General features: G+C 48.6%; 15 protein-coding genes. 11 read left to right on the forward strand and 4 right to left on the reverse strand.

The features are described from left to right. A partial coding sequence (locus Q0Y46_RS13990) for a hypothetical protein (RefSeq protein WP_297948295.1) occupies positions 1-266 on the reverse strand: 266 nt, incomplete at its 3' end. A 128-nt stretch (positions 267-394) separates the two neighbouring features. Between Q0Y46_RS13990 and Q0Y46_RS13995 the strand changes: the two genes are divergently transcribed. From Q0Y46_RS13995 to Q0Y46_RS14025, 7 genes are all read left to right on the forward strand, one after another. Beyond that, positions 395-895 (forward strand): hypothetical protein, encoded by a 501-nt coding sequence (locus Q0Y46_RS13995; RefSeq protein ID WP_297948297.1) that lies wholly within the window; start codon positions 395-397, stop codon positions 893-895. 176 nt (positions 896-1071) lie between these two features. Beyond that, entirely contained in the window at positions 1072-1689 is a 618-nt protein-coding gene (locus Q0Y46_RS14000) for a hypothetical protein (RefSeq protein WP_297948299.1), read from the forward strand. 85 nt (positions 1690-1774) lie between these two features. Then, positions 1775-2413 (forward strand): hypothetical protein, encoded by a 639-nt coding sequence (locus tag Q0Y46_RS14005; RefSeq protein ID WP_295683724.1) that lies wholly within the window; start codon positions 1775-1777, stop codon positions 2411-2413. An 81-nt stretch (positions 2414-2494) separates the two neighbouring features. After that, positions 2495-3127: a hypothetical protein gene (locus tag Q0Y46_RS14010; RefSeq protein ID WP_295683720.1), complete on the forward strand. Its 633-nt coding sequence runs from the start codon at positions 2495-2497 to the stop codon at positions 3125-3127. Between the two features lie 3 nt (positions 3128-3130). Beyond that, positions 3131-3649 carry a hypothetical protein gene (locus Q0Y46_RS14015; protein WP_297948303.1) on the forward strand — a complete coding sequence of 173 codons (519 nt, stop codon included), beginning with the start codon at positions 3131-3133 and terminating at the stop codon, positions 3647-3649. Positions 3650-3654: 5 nt separating this feature from the next. Next, positions 3655-4002, forward strand: coding sequence for a hypothetical protein (locus tag Q0Y46_RS14020; protein ID WP_297948305.1), 348 nt, complete (start codon positions 3655-3657; stop codon positions 4000-4002). A 49-nt stretch (positions 4003-4051) separates the two neighbouring features. Further along, positions 4052-4573: a carbohydrate-binding family 9-like protein gene (locus tag Q0Y46_RS14025; RefSeq protein ID WP_297948307.1), complete on the forward strand. Its 522-nt coding sequence runs from the start codon at positions 4052-4054 to the stop codon at positions 4571-4573. Between the two features lie 7 nt (positions 4574-4580). Here the strand turns inward: Q0Y46_RS14025 and Q0Y46_RS14030 are convergent, their stop codons facing one another. Then, positions 4581-11981 carry a VWA domain-containing protein gene (locus Q0Y46_RS14030; RefSeq protein WP_297948310.1) on the reverse strand — a complete coding sequence of 2467 codons (7401 nt, stop codon included), beginning with the start codon at positions 11979-11981 and terminating at the stop codon, positions 4581-4583. 132 nt (positions 11982-12113) lie between these two features. Here Q0Y46_RS14030 and Q0Y46_RS14035 point away from each other — a divergent pair, with 132 nt between their 5' ends. From Q0Y46_RS14035 to Q0Y46_RS14045, 3 genes are all read left to right on the forward strand, one after another. Beyond that, positions 12114-13070 carry a hypothetical protein gene (locus Q0Y46_RS14035; RefSeq protein WP_295683709.1) on the forward strand — a complete coding sequence of 319 codons (957 nt, stop codon included), beginning with the start codon at positions 12114-12116 and terminating at the stop codon, positions 13068-13070. A gap of 50 nt (positions 13071-13120) precedes the next feature. Continuing rightward, on the forward strand, positions 13121-13666 hold the full coding sequence (locus Q0Y46_RS14040; protein WP_297948313.1) for a pseudouridine synthase: 546 nt from the start codon (positions 13121-13123) through the stop codon (positions 13664-13666). 84 nt (positions 13667-13750) lie between these two features. Next, a complete protein-coding gene (locus Q0Y46_RS14045; protein ID WP_297948316.1) occupies positions 13751-14344 on the forward strand; it encodes a hypothetical protein in 594 nt (197 codons plus the stop codon). 6 nt (positions 14345-14350) lie between these two features. Here Q0Y46_RS14045 and Q0Y46_RS14050 read toward each other — a convergent pair whose 3' ends face one another. Further along, complete coding sequence (locus Q0Y46_RS14050) at positions 14351-15772, reverse strand: hypothetical protein (protein ID WP_295683698.1); 1422 nt, start codon at positions 15770-15772, stop codon at positions 14351-14353. A 259-nt stretch (positions 15773-16031) separates the two neighbouring features. Here Q0Y46_RS14050 and Q0Y46_RS14055 point away from each other — a divergent pair, with 259 nt between their 5' ends. Further along, entirely contained in the window at positions 16032-16730 is a 699-nt protein-coding gene (locus Q0Y46_RS14055; protein WP_295683695.1) for an SIMPL domain-containing protein, read from the forward strand. Between the two features lie 70 nt (positions 16731-16800). Here the strand turns inward: Q0Y46_RS14055 and Q0Y46_RS14060 are convergent. Continuing rightward, a partial coding sequence (locus Q0Y46_RS14060) for an ATP-binding cassette domain-containing protein (protein WP_297948319.1) occupies positions 16801-17861 on the reverse strand: 1061 nt, incomplete at its 5' end.

A 17861-nucleotide genomic window follows, 5' to 3' on the forward strand; every position in this document is an offset into this window, starting at 1 on the left:
CGCCGTACGATTTGTACGGCTTCGGGCTTCGTTCCTGGTCTCGCTCGCAACTGAAAAGGCGTTGTCATTGCGAACCCCGTAGGGGTGAAGCAATCTCCATCCGGAATTTTATAGGAACTCCCGTTCGCGGGAGTTCTTTTTTTCTCACTCGCAACTGAAAAAGCGTTGTCATTGCGAACCCCGTAGGGGTGAAGCAATCTCAATCTGGATTTTATAGGATCTCCCGTTTGCGGGAGTTCTTTTTTTTTTGCAAAAAAATTTGCCATTTTTTACAGAAAAATGCAATATGGGCTTTTTTTATCGTCGAGGAGCCTTTTCGCGAATTTTGGTTTATTTTTTATATGTAATTTGTTACAAAGTCTTTGGCGGGAACCTGTTATTGGAGTTTTAGGTAATGGCGATGCGTTCTATAATCATTGCATTATTCTTGACCTTGGCGGCTTATGCCCAGGAACCTCCTGCTTACTACAGCACACAGCAAGACACCGTTCCTGTCGAATACGTAAAGAAGATTGATTCCTATACAAAATCGGGAGAACGTCTAAGCAACGCAGGGACAGGATTGTTCATTGGCGGCGGGGCCATAATAGCCTTGGCGGCGGCCGAAGTTATTCACTATTCGGTAAAAACGGAAAAAAAGAAAGACACCGAAGAGTATGACGTCGTTGAAGGGGATCACGGCGCTCTCGCTCTTATCGCCCTAGCAGGGGTCGGATGCATTCTTGGTGGAACCATTTTTAAAGTATCTAGCTACAAGAAAAAGAATCGTGCGGAATACTACAAAGAGCAACTTAAAAAGCACCAAAAAGCAGATCATTCCGTAAGTCTGGAAATATTGCCGACGTTCAATCCAATCAATCAGGCGTTCGGCGGTAATCTGCTACTTGATTTCTAGTCTTTTGGAATCTCACGGAGACGCAAGCCGTCTTTAATGCATTTTTTTATTGAAGGAATCACAAAAAAACAACTTTTCATTCCGAAACAAACCATTTTTGTGAATTTCGGTTTATTTTTCCATATGTAATTTGTTTCAAATTCTTTGGCGGGAATCTGTTATTGGAGTTTTAGGCAATGGCGATGCGTTTGATAATTATTGCATTATTCTTGACCTTGGCAACTTTCGCCCAGGAAATGGACACGACGTTTGTCGTGAACGAACAGGGACAGACCGTCGGGATTATCCACGAAAAGGGAACTGTACCTACATTGCCCAAAGCAGCGCCGGCCACAGCCTCCGCCACAGACCCATTTGCCACCGACAGCACACAGTATTATCAGGACCTAATCGAAACGAATACGAGACTAGCCAATTCCAGAAGAAACGTCGGAAACAAGATGATGCTCAGCGGTGGAATCGGAGCGGCGGCAGGAGCGGTCATCATGTTTGCTGGGCTGTTGCAAGTGCCTCTTTGCGATGACGACGACGATGATGATGGTTGTAAAGCCAGTAACGCCGCCACTGCGCTTATCGCTACGGGTTATATACTGTCTTTAGACGGAGCAATTGCATTTACCACTGGCTTGATACTCAAAATAAACGGCAACTCTAAACAGCGACGGGCAAACCGTTATAAAGAATCCCTCGATCTATATAACCTCAGGAAACAGCATTCTCTAAAAATGCAAATCTCCCCCATGGTCAACCCTTACAAAGGGTCTCTCGGCAGCAGATTATCCTTGAATTTTTAGCATTTAAGCTATTTGATTGGAGGAATTTCATTTTTTTGAACAACAGGTATTCCTTTTTTTGTAAAAAAAAATTATTTTTTCGCGCATGAAACACATAATTCTTTTTATCGCATTATTTGGAGTACTTCTGGCCAACGCTCAGGAGATGGACACAACCTTCGTTGTCAACGAACAGGGACAAACTGTCGGGATTATCCACGAAAAAGGAACCGTTCCCGTCATGCCCCAGCAACAGCAAGCCGCGCAGCCGGTGCAAATGCAGGCAGCCCCTGTACAACAGGCTAACCCGGCGTTCGGTTACGACAGCACAGCCTATTACATGGACATGATTAATGTTTATACTGAATCCGGAAACAGGATTCGCAGGGCCGGTAAAATCATGATGCTCAGTGGTGGTATCGCAGCCGCAGTCGGTGTCGGCATGCTTGTTGTCGGAGCACAGGAAAGCTGCGATGAGGACGCCTGGGGCCGCGAGACCTGCACTTCGAACAGCGATGAACTCGCCGGAACCGGTGCATTTGTCATGATTGGTGGAGCCTTAGTCTTCGGTGCAGGCACTATCGTCAAGATAGTCGGCAGTTCCAAGATTCGCAGGGCAAGGCGTTACGAAGATCGCTTCCAGAAGTACAAAATGAGGCAGCAATACTCCCTGAAGTTGCGCTTCGATCCTCTTATTGACCCGATTAACAAGCAAGTCGGCGGAAATCTCGCTTTGAACTTCTAATTATCGTAAAAAATTAACGCCTAAATACTTTTTCTTATTTTAAGTATTTCATCTGTCCTCAAAAAACTTATTTTTGGACATATGAAATACTTAATTTTTTTATTTGCATTCTTTGGAGTACTTCTGGCTCACGCCCAAGAGATGGATACAACTTTTGTAGTTAACGAACAGGGGCAAACGGTCGGGATTATCCATGAAAAAGGAACAATTCCCGTCATGCCCCAGCAACAGCCGCAACCAATCATGGCACAGGTCGCCCCGCAAGCAAATCCGGCTTTCGCTTTTGACAGCACCGTCTACTACCAGTCCCTAATTGACAAGTATACAAAGTCAGCCCTCGACTTCCGCAAAACAGGTAAAGGCTTGATGCTGGGCGGCGGAATCGGTGCCGCAGCCGGTCTTGTGATGTTTATAGTAGGGATTGCCGGTACAGAGACCTGTGACGATGATTATGATTCCGACTGTGGCGGCAATGACGAGGCCACTCTAATGCTATTAGGGGGATATCTCGCTATGATTGGCGGAGGATGCGTATTCGCTACCGGTATAACACTCAAAATTATCGGTAATACCAATCTCCGCAGGGCTAACCGCTACAACGGCATCCTCGCAAGATACCAAATGAGGCGTCAATATTCTATGAAGTTGAAGCTTCAACCGCAAATTGACCCCAGCAACAGCAATATTGGCGGAAGGCTCGCTTTGGATTTTTAAAACATGAAAAGCGTAGTTATCCTCTTCATTTTTTTGGGAGTGCTCTTGGCGCATGCCCAAGAAAAGAGTACTACGTATTTCATCAATTACCAAGGGGTTACTACGCAAACGTATCCCATTCGAGCAAATGGAGTACTTGATATTGACAGTGCCGAGTTCTATCAGAACATGGTTGAAATCTATTCATACGACGGAGAGCGTTTCAACAATTTCGGCAAGGCGATGATGATTGTCGGCGGATTCATGGCCCCTGTATTTGCCATTCTCACCGTATGCAGCTATAACAACAAAAGCAGTACAACCCACTTAAGTTACTTTGGCCTTTTTGCTTCTATGGGAATCTTTACTCTTGGCATCCCCATCAGGCTCGCAGGGAGTGCCAAGCTAGACAAGGCAGAGCTCTATCGGGAAAAACTCACAAAATACCAGCAGCAACAGCAACATTCCATGAAGTTGCGTGCAATACCGACAATTAACCTAACCAACAACCGCTTTGGCGGAAACCTAGCACTGGAATTCTAAGCTATATGTCCATCGCAGAACTTGCAAAAAATTTTCACGCCGAGCACCGTGGCAATTGCGCGATGTCGGTAGCCTACGCATTCGCCCGTTCTAGCGGGAAAACCGAGAAAGAGGCTCTGGAAACCGCAGAAATGTTCCGCAACTTTGGTGGCGGTCGTGCCCCGAACGGGACCTGCGGAGCCCTTTACGCAGCCAAGATGATGCAACCGGACCATTCCGAAGCCCTGGAAGATTTTTTCAGACGCGGCGCCAAGAATTGCACCCTTTGCAAAGAAATCCGGCCTAACGCCGTAATCCCATGCAATCGTTGCGTCGAGTTGGCAGGCGAAGCTCTCGACTTCCTATCGAAATAGCCCCGAATCAAGGCCCTTCCCCATGATACTAAAGCCGAATCCCCTTTGGATGCCAAACCAAGGCATCACCCTACCGACCGTATTGGCCAATGTTTCCATCGACAGCGCCCGCATCTCGGTGGAATTCATTGTCGAAGAGCCTATCAACTGTTTCAGGGCCGAGGTCACAGAAAACAACGGGCACTGCTGGGAAGATTCCTGTGTCGAAATATTCGTGCAAGATCCAGCCGGTTCCGGCGAATATTTCAACTTCGAAACAACAAGCCGCGGCTTTATGCTCGCAGCACACGGGCCAGACCGTGAACACCGGCAGACTCTACCGCTCGACACCATCGATAAAATCCGCCGTACAAAGCAAAAGGCCAGCGTGGTCGGGGACCTTGTATGCTGGGCCATGTCTATTGAAATTCCTGCCGAAATATTCGGGCTCGCCCGTTTCGATGGAATCCACCTGCGCGGAAACCTTTACAAGTGTGCCGACAAGGCAAAAACGCCCCATTACCTGAGCGCCTTCCCCATACAAACAGAAAGGCCGGATTTTCACCGGCCTGAGTTCTTCAAAGAATTTTAAAGAAGAATTATTCTTCTCTTCTGAGATACCCGGTCTTCAAGATTCGGTATTCGGTATGGCCGTCCTTGAACTTGAAGTCGATGCGCCAGATATACACGCCTGTAGCGACTTTCCTGTCCCTATTGGAGCGATGGTTCCAGGTCAAGTAACCGATCTTTGCGCGGTTCTTGTCGTTGCCACGGACCTTGGATTCCATTTCTCCGTTATCACCGAACTTCTGCTTCATGTTCGCGACCACATTGGCCAGGTTATCATAGATAAAGATATTCGCCTCATAAGGAGCCACGGATGCAATCTTGATGACCGTCAGGCTATCCGGCACGTCTTCCCAGGAATTGCCGCCTTGCGGAATCCACTTGCCTTTCTTGCCGATGCCGTGCACAGGCTGGACGGCAGAGACTTCATATAGGTAGACGGTCTCGTCGCGGCCTTCGATTTCGACGCCGCCACGGCCCATGGAATTGCCTTCGCTATCTACATAAGTCGCCTCGGGGTTGGTCGAAATGCAGTTTTCCTTCATGATGGCGTAATCTGCAAGTACGAACTTCCAGACAAGGCCAGCAGAATCAACAATCGGATCCGACTTCGAACGTATCGGGTTATAGACCGTATCCTTACAAGTTTTAGAGTAACGGAACAAATCCTTCCATGCGGTCTTTTTCCCGGTATTCTTGATGCTTTCCGACATCGTAATCTCCAGAGTATCCGGAGCAACATCGTCCGAGGCATCCAAGTATTCTTCCATCGTAATCTGGCCCGGACGCTTCACAGCTCTCACAGGGACAGCACCGACTTTATCCTTCAACATCGTCTTCTGCGAGAATTCGTCCTTGGTCTTGGTCACGCGCAAATAGGGTGGCGCCGACGTATCTATGGCAGTCAGTCCGTACTTGAACGCCTTACGGACCATTGCCTCCGCCCAGGAAGAATCCTCGGTAATGTGAATCTTCTTTGACTCGACATTGGTCCAATTCCCCTGTGCCACATTCCAATATACGGTGTCAATGCTTGCGACTTTCTTCTTCAAAGGCTTCTTGAAGTGAATGCGGATAGAATCGGCCATGCCGTCCAAATCGCTGTCATAAATTTCAGCAAAGTCGGCGGCGACGTAGTTCGTGTAGACCACGAGCGAATCGCGCTTCCTGAGTTTGGACTTGTCCGAAGTTATGCCGCCCTGGATAACCACGCGGTTGAACGTCGTATCCAAATCAAGAACAGCATCCAGCAAGGAATCGCTCAAGGAAGCACTATCTTCTACGAAGTAGAAGCTGCCCTTATATATGAATTCCTTGGAATAGTCTTCTGTCTCAATGGCTTCCACACGGATTGTGTCGCCCTGGTCGGTAAACATGAGCAGCTTGAGCGTATCCCGTTCGTAAAGCGATGCGCTAGGAGCCAGGATTTTCAAGCAGTACTTCGCGGAGGTCGACGTTTGCACCGAGTCGAGGTCCACCTTGCACTTTTCGTCCATGAACTGGTACGTAATCGTGATATTGTCCCCGAGAAGCACGGTATCGCTAGCAATCGTGCCATAGAGAGGATCCTTGTAAGTCGCAATCAACGTATCGGTACCGGCACAAGAAATCTTCCCGTCGTTCTTCTTGACACTGTACTCGTTTTTCTCAAGAGGTTTCGGGGTTTCGAAATAACCGCCGCGAACTTCCACCATCTTTATGCTGTCTTCCACATCGCCCGAGACAAGGCACTTCAAGCTGGCAATAACGGAGTCCTTCTTGGCCGTGAAATCTTCCGTCACGAGAGAAAGCTTTATCGATTCGGTCAAGCGAGTGATTTGCATAGTATCCTTCTCGCCGTTCTTAATCCAAATCGTATCTGCCACGTCGTCAATCATCGGGAGGCCGTCCTTACAGGCTTCAACGTAGTTGTTGTTGAACTGTTCCCAACGGGACGCGACACCACTCTTGTCGATCGCACGCACATAGAATTCAATTCTACCGTTGCCGAATGCAGAGTTGTCAATCGTCGCAGTCCAGTCATTGCCCTTCTTGGATTCGCGAGACATCTTCTTCTGCTTGAATTCAACAGAGCCCTGGCTCCTGTAGTAAAGCCTTGCACTTGAAATGCCGCTACTATCCGAGATTTCGAACGACAACGTTCCCGAGCCACTGGTCGTATCCACGCAAGTCGTCTCCACATACTCGATAGCCGGAGCATCGTTGCCAATCGGAATCGTGTAAGGCTCCTTGTCCGGCTTCGACACCTGAGGAGACTTTCCGACCATGCCGTTCGCATTCGTCGCTATCACATAGAAATCAAGGCCCGGTGTAACAACGTTACTGGCGGGGACCGTATAACTCCACAAGCTATCCTTGACATGGACCATCGGATAAGCCGCAAAGGTTTCGGTTTGATCCAAGGTAGAAGTGCGGATATACACCTTCACCGAGGAAATTGAATCCTGAGACACCACATACACCTTGAGTTCGATAGCCGTTCCGGCAGGCTGAGAAACACCAATCAGTTTCTTGGTGTTCTTGGTCAGCTTGACCAGAGGAGGCATAGCCGATTCGCTCCAATAAGCCGTATCCGAAGCGGGCTTGTTGATGAACTTCGTCTTGATGGCAACTTGGTGTTCGTCCCCGTTGATTGTCGTGTCCGGAGTTTCGTAGCAAATCGTATACTTTGCCTGGAGTTCATTCCTAATCGAAATATAGACTTCGGCCAACTGGTCTGCCGTAGGAGCGAAGGTATAGGTACCACCCGTACCATCCGCAATGTCCTTAAGAGGATTCCTGATATCGGATTCCACCGCGACCGTGTAAATCACCGTATTCTGATTCTTCGCATAATCAATGACATCCTGGAGAGAAACCGCGTTGCCACCATCATAACCATCGGAGAACACGATGACCGCGGTCGAATTCATTTCGCCCACAACCTGTCGAATACCGCTATAGGCGCCATCAAGAATATTCGTACCGCCACTAGCTGTCAAACGATCAACCGCCGCAAGCAACAGGGACTTGTCCGAAGTCATCGTCTGGTGAACCGTCGTCGAACTGCTGCCATCGAAGCCAATAATCGCGGCTTTGTCGAGCAGGGTCATCTCGTTGATAAAGTCACGGATGGATTGCTTCGCCTGCGTGATTCTCGTTCCACTCATGGAACCACTTTCGTCGACAACAATCGCAACCGAAACACCGCCAACGCCCCCTACAGACGACACATGGATGGGGAGCGCCTTCTTATCTTGATGAAGTACGAAATCAGAAGAATCAAGGCCACCAATGAACTTTTGGGTATTCTTGTCCATCACAATGACATTGGCGCAGATTCCGGGGTATTCGCTCAAATCCACACTCGTTACGTGCAATTCCGGTTCCGTCGCAAGATCAAGCGAATAGGTCGCCTTGATTTCGCACGCCTCAGAATTCGGCTTGACTCGAGTCGTCGTGTTGCTCGGGTCATCGATGTCCACCTTGCCAGAAACCTTGACCCACTTGTCAAAGATGTAACCACCATACGAAACCGCAGTGACCACAGTATCGGAACCAGGATAAAGGCCAACTTCGCCTAGAGGCTGGACACGGCCCTTTCCTTCTGTAGAAACAGTCAAAACATACGGGACGGCAATCTGGATGGTGAAGTCCCTATTGGGTATGACGTTGCTAAGGGAATCGACAATAGCCCAGTAAAGGGGCTTTTTCCCATCTCCACGGAACAGGAATATCTTAGAATTTCCGTTCAGGCCGACAGGAACTACACTATAACTCGTAGTCGTCAGGAATGTCGTGTCCGTCCCGAAATCATACCATTTCGCCGCCAATCTATCTGTAGACTCAATTTGGAGCATGTACCAAGAAGAATCAGGCGGAGTCCAAGTAAAGTACACAGCGGAGCCCGTGCGGTCACTGTAGTAGTGCGTTTGATAATTGAAGGTCTTTTTCGTTTTCGAAATAGACTGCACCGAACCTTTTTTGAAATGGGCAATCACCTCGGACTGTTTCTTTATCGAAATCAGAGTCGAACGAGCTTTCTTATCGTCGATTGTAGCAGTACCAGAAACGAGTTCCCAGGAATCAAAACGGTAGCCGACAGACGCCGTAGCATTGATTACATATTTCGGCCCAATCCACGCCGGATCGTATTGAGTCGGAGACACAGTACCATTCGAATCTGCTTTCACAGTAATAATCGATTTGCTTTCCGCATAACTAATCCAGAAGGGAACAATGGAATCCGCATAAGTAGGTGTCTGGATTTTGAAGAACACCTTGTCTCCAGAATTCATCGTCAACGTATCGACAAACGTTCCCGTAATGGACCGAGACATACTGTAAGAATAATACGTGCTATCAGGGTATCTATAATACTGCAAATAGCCGCTGTTCCCTGTCCAAGAGGTCACGATGGCGTAAGTGCCTGTTTGTGGCGCTTCAAAACTTAAATAGACACCCTGTGACGGAGAACCCACATAATAATCTTTTGCCGTCGTGTACGATTTCGGGGTCGCCGTAACAGGATAAATGACACCTTCCCTGAAGAAGGCCTTCACCTTACAGTCACCGTCAATAACGAGCTGTGTAAACCTTTCCGTAGAATCAAGAATAGTGCATTTTCCAGATGTCAACTGCCAATGATCGAATCTCTGGTCTGTGTTTGCATACGCATTCATAGAAATCGTATCGCCAGAGATATGGGTCGAATCGTAGTTATACGTGGTTCCTGCGAAGCGGACATAACCGCCACCCACCGTATCCGAATTAATCCTGGAAGTCTTTACGACCTTGGCCCAGACAGAATCCTTCATGTCCGAATTATTGTAAGGCACCAACATGAAATAGCGCGAAGTATTCGCACTCGACACATAGAAAGAATACTTGAGAGTCGAACGCGACGATCCGCCCGCACTGGTATTAGAAACGGAGGTGGAAGCATAAGAGAACAACGAATCGCTCAAGAATATATAGTTATACCACGGTCTCTTCGATTCCGAAACAATCACATACATGCCAGAATCTTTCGCCGTAAAAACAGTCCGGACACCATAGAACGACGATGTTTTGCTTCCGTTGGCATAATACGTGAAACCAGAGAACTTGTCCGTCAACGGATAGACTTGTCCTTTTTTCTTGTTCACGCCAATCTTCACAAATTCCGAAGAGGGAGTAAACGTCGTGCTAAACGCGGTGGAATCACTAAACTTGCCACTCCCCGAAGTCAATTTCCAGCCCACAAAATTATAGCCTGTATCAATAACAGCGCTAATCGAAAGGGGGTCCCCCATAGCAATCGTATCTGGATAGGTTCTTCCTTCGACATCGACAACCGATGCCTCTATCGCATACACGGCAATCAAATCATCGTAATAGGCAGAACCCGAAGGGATTACGCTGAAATAGAAATTTTCATTTGTACTGGAGGGTTCAATAAAAAAGGTCCTGGTCACATACGAACTGGACATGTTAAAGCTTCTCAAAGACGACGTAAACGAAGAATCCTTGCCATAGTTGTAATAGTAACCGGTGAAATAGGAACTATTCGACAACTTTGTCTTTGCACGGATGGCATAAATAGACGTCGTCGGCGAGATATACACGTAACGCATACCGTTCGAAGGATCGACATCGTAAAAATCCTTATCCGCACTGCGGTAGGTTTCCTTTGTCGTAATCGCAATCAGATTCGCCGGATCGCACTTGAGTTCCAGGGTGATATCCGATTTCACGACAATCGTTGCAGTATTCGGAAGGCTATCGGTAAAAGAGCCCGTTCCCTTCTTGATATTAAAGCCAGCCGGTCTAAAGCCGCTAGTGGCATAGCCAAAGTAGGTCGCACTTCCACCCCCAACGACATAGTCTGTTTTGACCGACGTAGAACACTGCGACGCCGTCGTCAAGGTGACCTTATAAGACGCAATCGAAGAAGATTTCACCGTGAACACGTCGAGGGAGTCATAATTGCTGTACGTCCTTACGAGATAATACACCGTATCGTTCTTGTTCAAATAAAGCGAATCTATCTTTTTATTGCCGAGATTCTGCCACGTATAAGAAGAGAAGGCCGAATTCGGATACTTAATGAAGTAAAATTTATCCGATGTATCCTTTGCGGTGAAACTAATCGCAAAAGCCCCGTCACTCGGTGCAATGAACTTGAATCGGACACCATTGGACGCCATAGACGAATAATAGTTATCTGCCGTTGTATAGTCCGTCGCAGTACTCGTAATGGAATAAACAGTCCCTACCGCAAATACCGCCTTGACGCGACAATCGCCATCGACTTTCACCTGCGATATGGCCTTTGTAGAATCAAGAATCGTGCATTGGCCAGAAACTTTTTCCCAGTGGTTAAATTTTGCACCCGTGTAAGAATAACCCTTAATATTAACGGTATCCCCAGCCACGTGGGTGGAATCAAAATTTAACGACGACGTACCCACATAGACATAGCCAGAACCCGAAGTATCCGAAGTGACCTTGACCGTCTTTTCGACCCTGACACTTACCGAGCTATCCGTGTAAGAGCTATTACCTTCGTAAAGCTCAAAATAATTTTTCACGCCACCCACTGAATAGAAGAGAATGCGACAGAGCCCGGAAGAACAGGAAGTTGTCGATGCACTGGCAAACGTACTGTCTGTCCCATAACGATAAACAGAACTGCTGAAACCGGCCTTGACAAAAAGAACGTAATAACCCGAATCCGCAGCAGAATAAGAGGTTCGCACCGCATAAGCCGAGGTCGTTTTTGCATAGCCCTGGCTATCGTAAACGTACGAAGAATACTTGTCCGTAATCGGATACACCGTGACGACCTTCGTTTCAATACCTATTTCTGAATTTGCTTGCGGCTTGTAATTCGTGGAAATTGCCGTTTCGTTCCCAAATGTGCCGGACCCCGAAATGATTTTCCATTTTACGAACGCCTTGTTCGGGCTCAATAACGTAGACGCATTGATCGCAAGAGAATTACCGGTTGCAATAGCGGTATCCTTCCCGTTAATCTTTACTGTGTAAGTCGCAAGTTCTTCATATTTAATGCTAAATAATCTTGCCGCATTCACAGATGACGGATAATTGTACTCCCTTAGAATATAAAAGACCGTATCACCTTTCGCTGCATAAACATTTTCAGACCAAGATCCACTATAGACATCCTTTAGATAGCTGCCACACGATGTCGATGAAAACGTATCATCGGAGCATCTCCATACTAAGTAATCGCTATTGGTCGCATCCACAGTCACCTTGAATATTCCCGTTTTGGGAGCAACAAGAACAAGGCGAACACCGCTAGAAGTTGTAGCGCTATCAAAGGAATTGTTTGCTGTCGAATACGAGGTCGCAGTCGTTGTTATCGGGAATATCTTGCCATGCTCTTGAGCAAATGCGCTATACAGCAATGCTGTAGCAAGTAAAACAAACGTGAGTTGTTTGAACAATCGAGAAAAATTCATCCTAACCACGGGAACCTCGTCTAAGATTCATTTTTTGTTACAATTTACAAAAAATGTACTTGCTTTTCAACCCTATTAATCTATCTTTGATTCGGGATGTGCATACTTGGAAATCCTATGAATAGAAAGTTTTTCTTGTTTGTTTTTGCGTTAATTTCGCTCCAATGCACCGTTCATTCGTTGGAGTTGCGTCCATTCGTACAAGCATCTTACGCTCCTGTCAAATTAACTGTAAACAAAAATTTAGATGGAGTCCTGTCCGAAAGAAGAACAGACACGGATCTTATCTTTGAAGGTGGCTCGGAATTGTATTTTTCGGCGGAATACGCCACTATGCGATATGGCTTCGGTGTAGCATATAAGACACCCCAAAAAAGAGGCAGCGAAGAATTTGTCCCCGCAAGCATTCCGTTTTGGGGAACAATCACGTTCGGCAATGTCCGCGAAGAACATATTTTTTCTCCTTATTTGGCAATCAGGCTCGGTTCCATCGCCCCTATCACATCCAACGGAAACTGGTGGGAACGTCCGTTCAATTTTGTCATCAACCCTGGCGTTGGCATCATTTTCCCGTATGGCATAGGTCTTGAAGTCAATTACAACTATACATCCATGCAGAAGTCCTTTGTAGACCAAAAAATGGCTTTCCGCGTGAACTCGCACACCATAGGCGCACAGCTTTCCATTGGCTTCGAACTTATCCGCGACAGAATTTACAGGTCCGAAGAACAGCGCAAGAACAAGAGAGTGTTCGAAGAATCCTACGATTTCGATTCGGATTCCGACGACGATTACGCCGACTACTCCAACGGAAACGCAACCGCAGAAGAACAACCTGCAGCCCCTGCACCGGCCCCAGCCGAAGAACCGGACCCGCTCATGTCCAGCTATCCGGAACCGACTCCCGAACCGGCAGTTTCTAACGGAGCCGAAGATGACGTGACAATCGTCCCGATTAAGCAGGTACAAAAGAAGAAAACGACGAAGACCACCAAGAAACCGGCCCCCAAAAAAGCTCCTGCGAAAAAGCAAGCGCCCAAGAAAACAAAGCGCACCCCAACGAAAAAGCGTTAACAACGAAAAGCCCGGGCCGAATTCCCGGGCTTCATTCTATATTTGACTTGATGGTCATTCTCTTCAACAAGCCCTTTGGCGTACTTAGCCAATTTACACCAGAAGCAGGCCACAAGGCTCTCGACGAATTCGGCTTCCCCGCCGGAGTCTATGCCGCAGGCCGCCTCGACCACGACAGCGAAGGAGCCTTGCTCCTCACAGACAACGGGCCGCTCATCAAAAAACTGCTCGACCCCAAATTCGGCCACCCGCGCACATATCTCGCTCAAGTCGAGGGGCAAATTACCGAAGAAGCCATAAAAAAACTCTCCTCCGGTGTAGAAATCAAAGGTTACCGCACCAAGCCCTGCATCGCCGAAATGGCGACAGAGCCCGAAAATCTGTGGCCGCGCACCCCGCCCGTAAGGTTCCGTGCCAACATCCCCACCAGTTGGGTCCGCCTCACGCTTACCGAGGGCAAGAACCGTCAAGTGCGTCACATGACGGCAGCGGTCGGCTTCCCCACTTTGCGCCTCATACGCACGAAAATCGGCAACATTCCCCTTGAAGGCCTTCAACCCGGGCAATGGCGATTCGTCCAAGAAAAGGTTATTTAAAATAATTTAACATAAGCGAGGAAACTCATTTACCTAGTTTCCTTTGTATATTATTAAGACAAGTGACTTCATTTGGAGGAATTTATGAAAAAAGCGGCTGCTCTTTTACTCCTTACCGGCGCCATCCTCATGTCCGGCTGTTCCGCTCCGAAGGGAATCAATATCAACACACATACCGTGTCCAGCGTAAAGTACGTGACCACCGACCTTCCCGAACCCGTCGAAATCGATTTCGCCATTCTGAGCAGCAAGCCCATCCAATACCATTACGATGTCTACTCCAAGGAATTCAATATTTCCTCTATCACCATCGAGCAAAAAGAACCTGTCGACAAGAAAGTCACGTTCCGCGGAGTCCCCTTCTCCGTCATGTCCAAAGACAAGGAATACGCCGTTCCAGTCACGGCACCGGACTCTGTGCGCATCATGACTTATCTTGACTTCGTCTATAAATCCGGTTCCCGCAAAATGGAAATGCAGGCCAAGGAATACGATGCCGCCAAACGTTACGGCTACGTGTACTGGAGCAAGGACGGCTACGACGAATGCAGCGCCGCTCTCATCACCAACCAGAACAACTTATTCCTGGTGACCATTGCAAGCAAGAAGATGGGTAGCGATGTCGTGGCGTGGGCAAAGCACGCCATCGAAAGCCTCAAGACAAAAGGCAACGACTAAAAATCGTTAAAGTTTGAAATCGAGACCGACACCGAATCCGCGGCTGTCGCGTTTATACACGTCTACACCGTATTCCACTTTCTCTTCGTAATCCTGGTAGAGCGTGTGGAGGTAGCTCACGTTCACGCGCATCCAGTCCGTCGCCCAGTAAGCGAGACCGAACCCGAAACTCGTCGAGGAGATATTGATGTTCATGTCGCTGATGTATTCGTCCTTGATACCAAAGCGAGTCACCTGGACGCCACCACTCAAAGTAAAGCGCTTGAGGAAATCCACCTCTACACCATAGAGGAACTCGTTCGTGTCGTCCACATGGTCTTCCAGATCGCCGCTGAAATCGGCCTTGCTGTCGAACCAGTGATGGTAACCGAGGGCGATGCGCACGTTGTCGAGCAAGGCGTAATTCAGGCCCACCGCCAACAGGGACGGGATGTCGTTGTGATCTTTCTTGCCGTCGTTGAACTGTTCCAGCGGAGTATCGTTCTTCTTGGTGTCGTTTTCCACCTCGATAGAAGTCTTGTATTCGAATTTCGCACCGACCGTGAGACGCTTGTACTGGAAACCGAGACCCACGATAGGAGTAACGCCCCAACCCGTCTGTTCCACATCCAATTCCATGGTCATCTTGTCGTCCATCGTCTTGAACGTCTCCGCGAGCGTCGCATACTGCACCTTCTCTTCTTTGGTCTCGGCCTTCTCCGCCAAAGCCTCGAAAGTTTCGGCAAGGACAGAGGCTTCCATCATTTTGCCATCAGGATTCACGCCGGGCACTGTAGTATTCAGCTGCAGATTCCCGACAGAGCCATCGTAGCTGTTCATCGCGTAGTTGAAGCGGGCACCCGCATAAACAGAGAACATCTTGTTGAACTCGTAGGCCGCACCGAGAGTCGCTCCAAAAATGTAGGAACTCGCCTCGATCGAAACGTCCACAGAACTTGCATCTGTCTTGAGTCCCTTTTCGGTCAGGCCCGCCTCCATCTGTTTGAGCGGAGAAGATGTCAGCGCGTAAAAACTCGGAATGCCTTCGTCAAAGTTTATCTTGCCACCGCCACCAATCACGCCAAGATGGCCAGAAAGAGCGAAGTTGCCTTTGTGCCAAGTCACAAGAGCGCTGGGCAAGAACGCGACAAACGCATCGCCCTTGAATTCTTCACCATCTTTGAAAATCGGGGACTTTTCTACCGTAACACTGCGGCTCTGCCAAAAACTCTGGTTGTTGAGGGAGATATAGAGACCGTCATCCATGAATGCCGTTCCCGACGGGTTCGCGTAAGGGGCGTCCACATCGGTGCTCGCATCGCGCGCTATGCTGCGCTGAAAAAGCACGGACTGGTTGGTGTTTGTGTTGAGGCCACCGGCAAAAGCCATCATCGGGACAACAGCCAAGGCCAAGACACGGGAAGCAATCCCATTTACGCGATATTTCATAATCGCTCTCCTTTCAGACAAAAAATTTATGGCCGATAAGGTAGAAAAGGATTTCCGTTACTTTGCTATAATCCGCTTACTTAATTCTGCCAGTACGAAACATATATCATTCTTGTAATTATTGCCCGTTTGTTATGATTTTCAAAAAATCAATAATAAAAAGTGATTATCACTCAAAAAACAATCTATTAGTCCGCAAAAAATTATAATTCTACATTATCGTCGTAACCGGAAAAGCCATAATAAAAGGAGATTGGTTATGTCTAGAATTAGAGAAGCAGTCATATTAGCACTGGCCATTGTTGGGTTCGGGGCGTTTCTCTATAACGCAATCGTAGACGTCAAGGACAGAGACCGAGTTGTCAATGTACGTGGATTCGCCGAACGCGAAGTCAACGCCGACTATGTAATATGGCCGATTGTATTCAAAGAAGCCGGCAACAATCTTGTCGCTCTCTACGAAACCGTGCAGAGCAAAACAGAAACGCTCGAAAAATTCTTGCTCGAAAACGGAATCGCCAAAGAGGATATCAGCAAAGCATCGCCGGATATCACCGACACCGACAGCGAACTGTACAGTTCCACCAAGCACCCCTACCGCTACCTGGTTGCGATGGTCGTGACAGTCGCCACCAAAGACGTCGACAAGGTCCGCGAACTCATGGGTAAATATGGTGAGCTGCTGAAACAGGGAATAGCCATTAGCGAAAGCGACTATCGCTACCGTAAAATCTACAGTTTTAACGGGCTCAAAGAAATCAAGCCCGAAATGATTGAAGAGGCGAACAAGAACGCACACATCGCTGCACAAAAATTCGCGAAAGATTCCGAGAGCAAACTCGGAAAAATCAAGACGGCAACGCAAGGCCAATTTTCCATCGAAGATCGTGACGAGAACACCCCCTTTGTCAAGAAGGTCCGCGTAGTCACCAGCGTCCAGTATTACCTGAAAGACTAATATTCATATTTCCGCCGCTAAACCGGCTCGGCCATATCCATAAGGGGAGGAAAGGATATGGCCGTTTTTTTTATTGTCTCGTCAAGGTTTTGTACTTGATGGGCTTCGGATTGTCGGCATCTTCGCCGAGGCGCTTGCGACGGTCGGCTTCGTACTCGCTCCAGTTGCCTTCGAACCACACCACCTTGGAATCACCTTCGTAAGCGAGGATGTGCGTGGCGATGCGGTCCAGGAACCAGCGGTCATGCGAGATAATCACGGCGCAGCCTGCGAACTTGAGAATCGCCTGTTCCAGAGCCTGCAACGTTTCGATGTCCAAGTCGTTCGTCGGTTCGTCGAGGAACAACAGGTTGCCCGGCTTCTGCAGGTTCTTCGCCATGAGCACGCGGTTGCGTTCACCGCCCGAAAGCGTGGTGAGCTTTTTCTGCTGGGCGGCACCCGTGAAGTTGAAGAGTCCGCAGTAGGCGCGGCCGTTCATCTTGCGGTCACCCACCATAATCTCGTCGTTGCCGCCGGTGATTTCTTCCCACACGGTTTTGCTGTCGTCGAGACTGTCGCGGCCCTGTTCCATGCTGATGATTTCCACGGTCTCGCCAATCTTGAGCGTACCGCCATCGGGCTTTTCCTGGCCCATAATCATCTTGAACAAAGTCGTCTTACCTGCACCGTTCGGGCCGATAATGCCCACGATGCCGGAGCGCGGCAGGTTGAAGTTCAAGTCGTCGAACAGCACCTTGTCGCCAAAGGCCTTCTGCAAGTGTTCCGCCTGGATAACGATATCGCCCAAGCGCTTGCCGTTCGCAATGTGGATCTGCGCCACCTTGATCTGCTCGCGGGAATCTTCGGCGAGCAATTCCTCGTAGGCCTTGAGACGGGCCTTGCTCTTGGCCTGGCGCGCCTTCGGGCTCTGCTTGACCCATTCCTGTTCGCGAGCGAGGCGCTTCTGCCTGTCGGATTCGCCCTTCTCTTCGCCACGGAGGCGTTCGAGCTTCTGGTCGAGCCACTGGGCGTAATTGCCTTCCCAAGGAATGCCGCGGCCGCGGTCGATTTCCAGAATCCAGTTCGTCACGTTGTCGAGGAAGTAACGGTCATGCGTCACGAGAATCACGGAGCCCTTGTATTCGCGGAGGT

The sequence above is a fragment of the uncultured Fibrobacter sp. genome (genome assembly GCF_947305105.1).
GTDB lineage: Bacteria > Fibrobacterota > Fibrobacteria > Fibrobacterales > Fibrobacteraceae > Fibrobacter.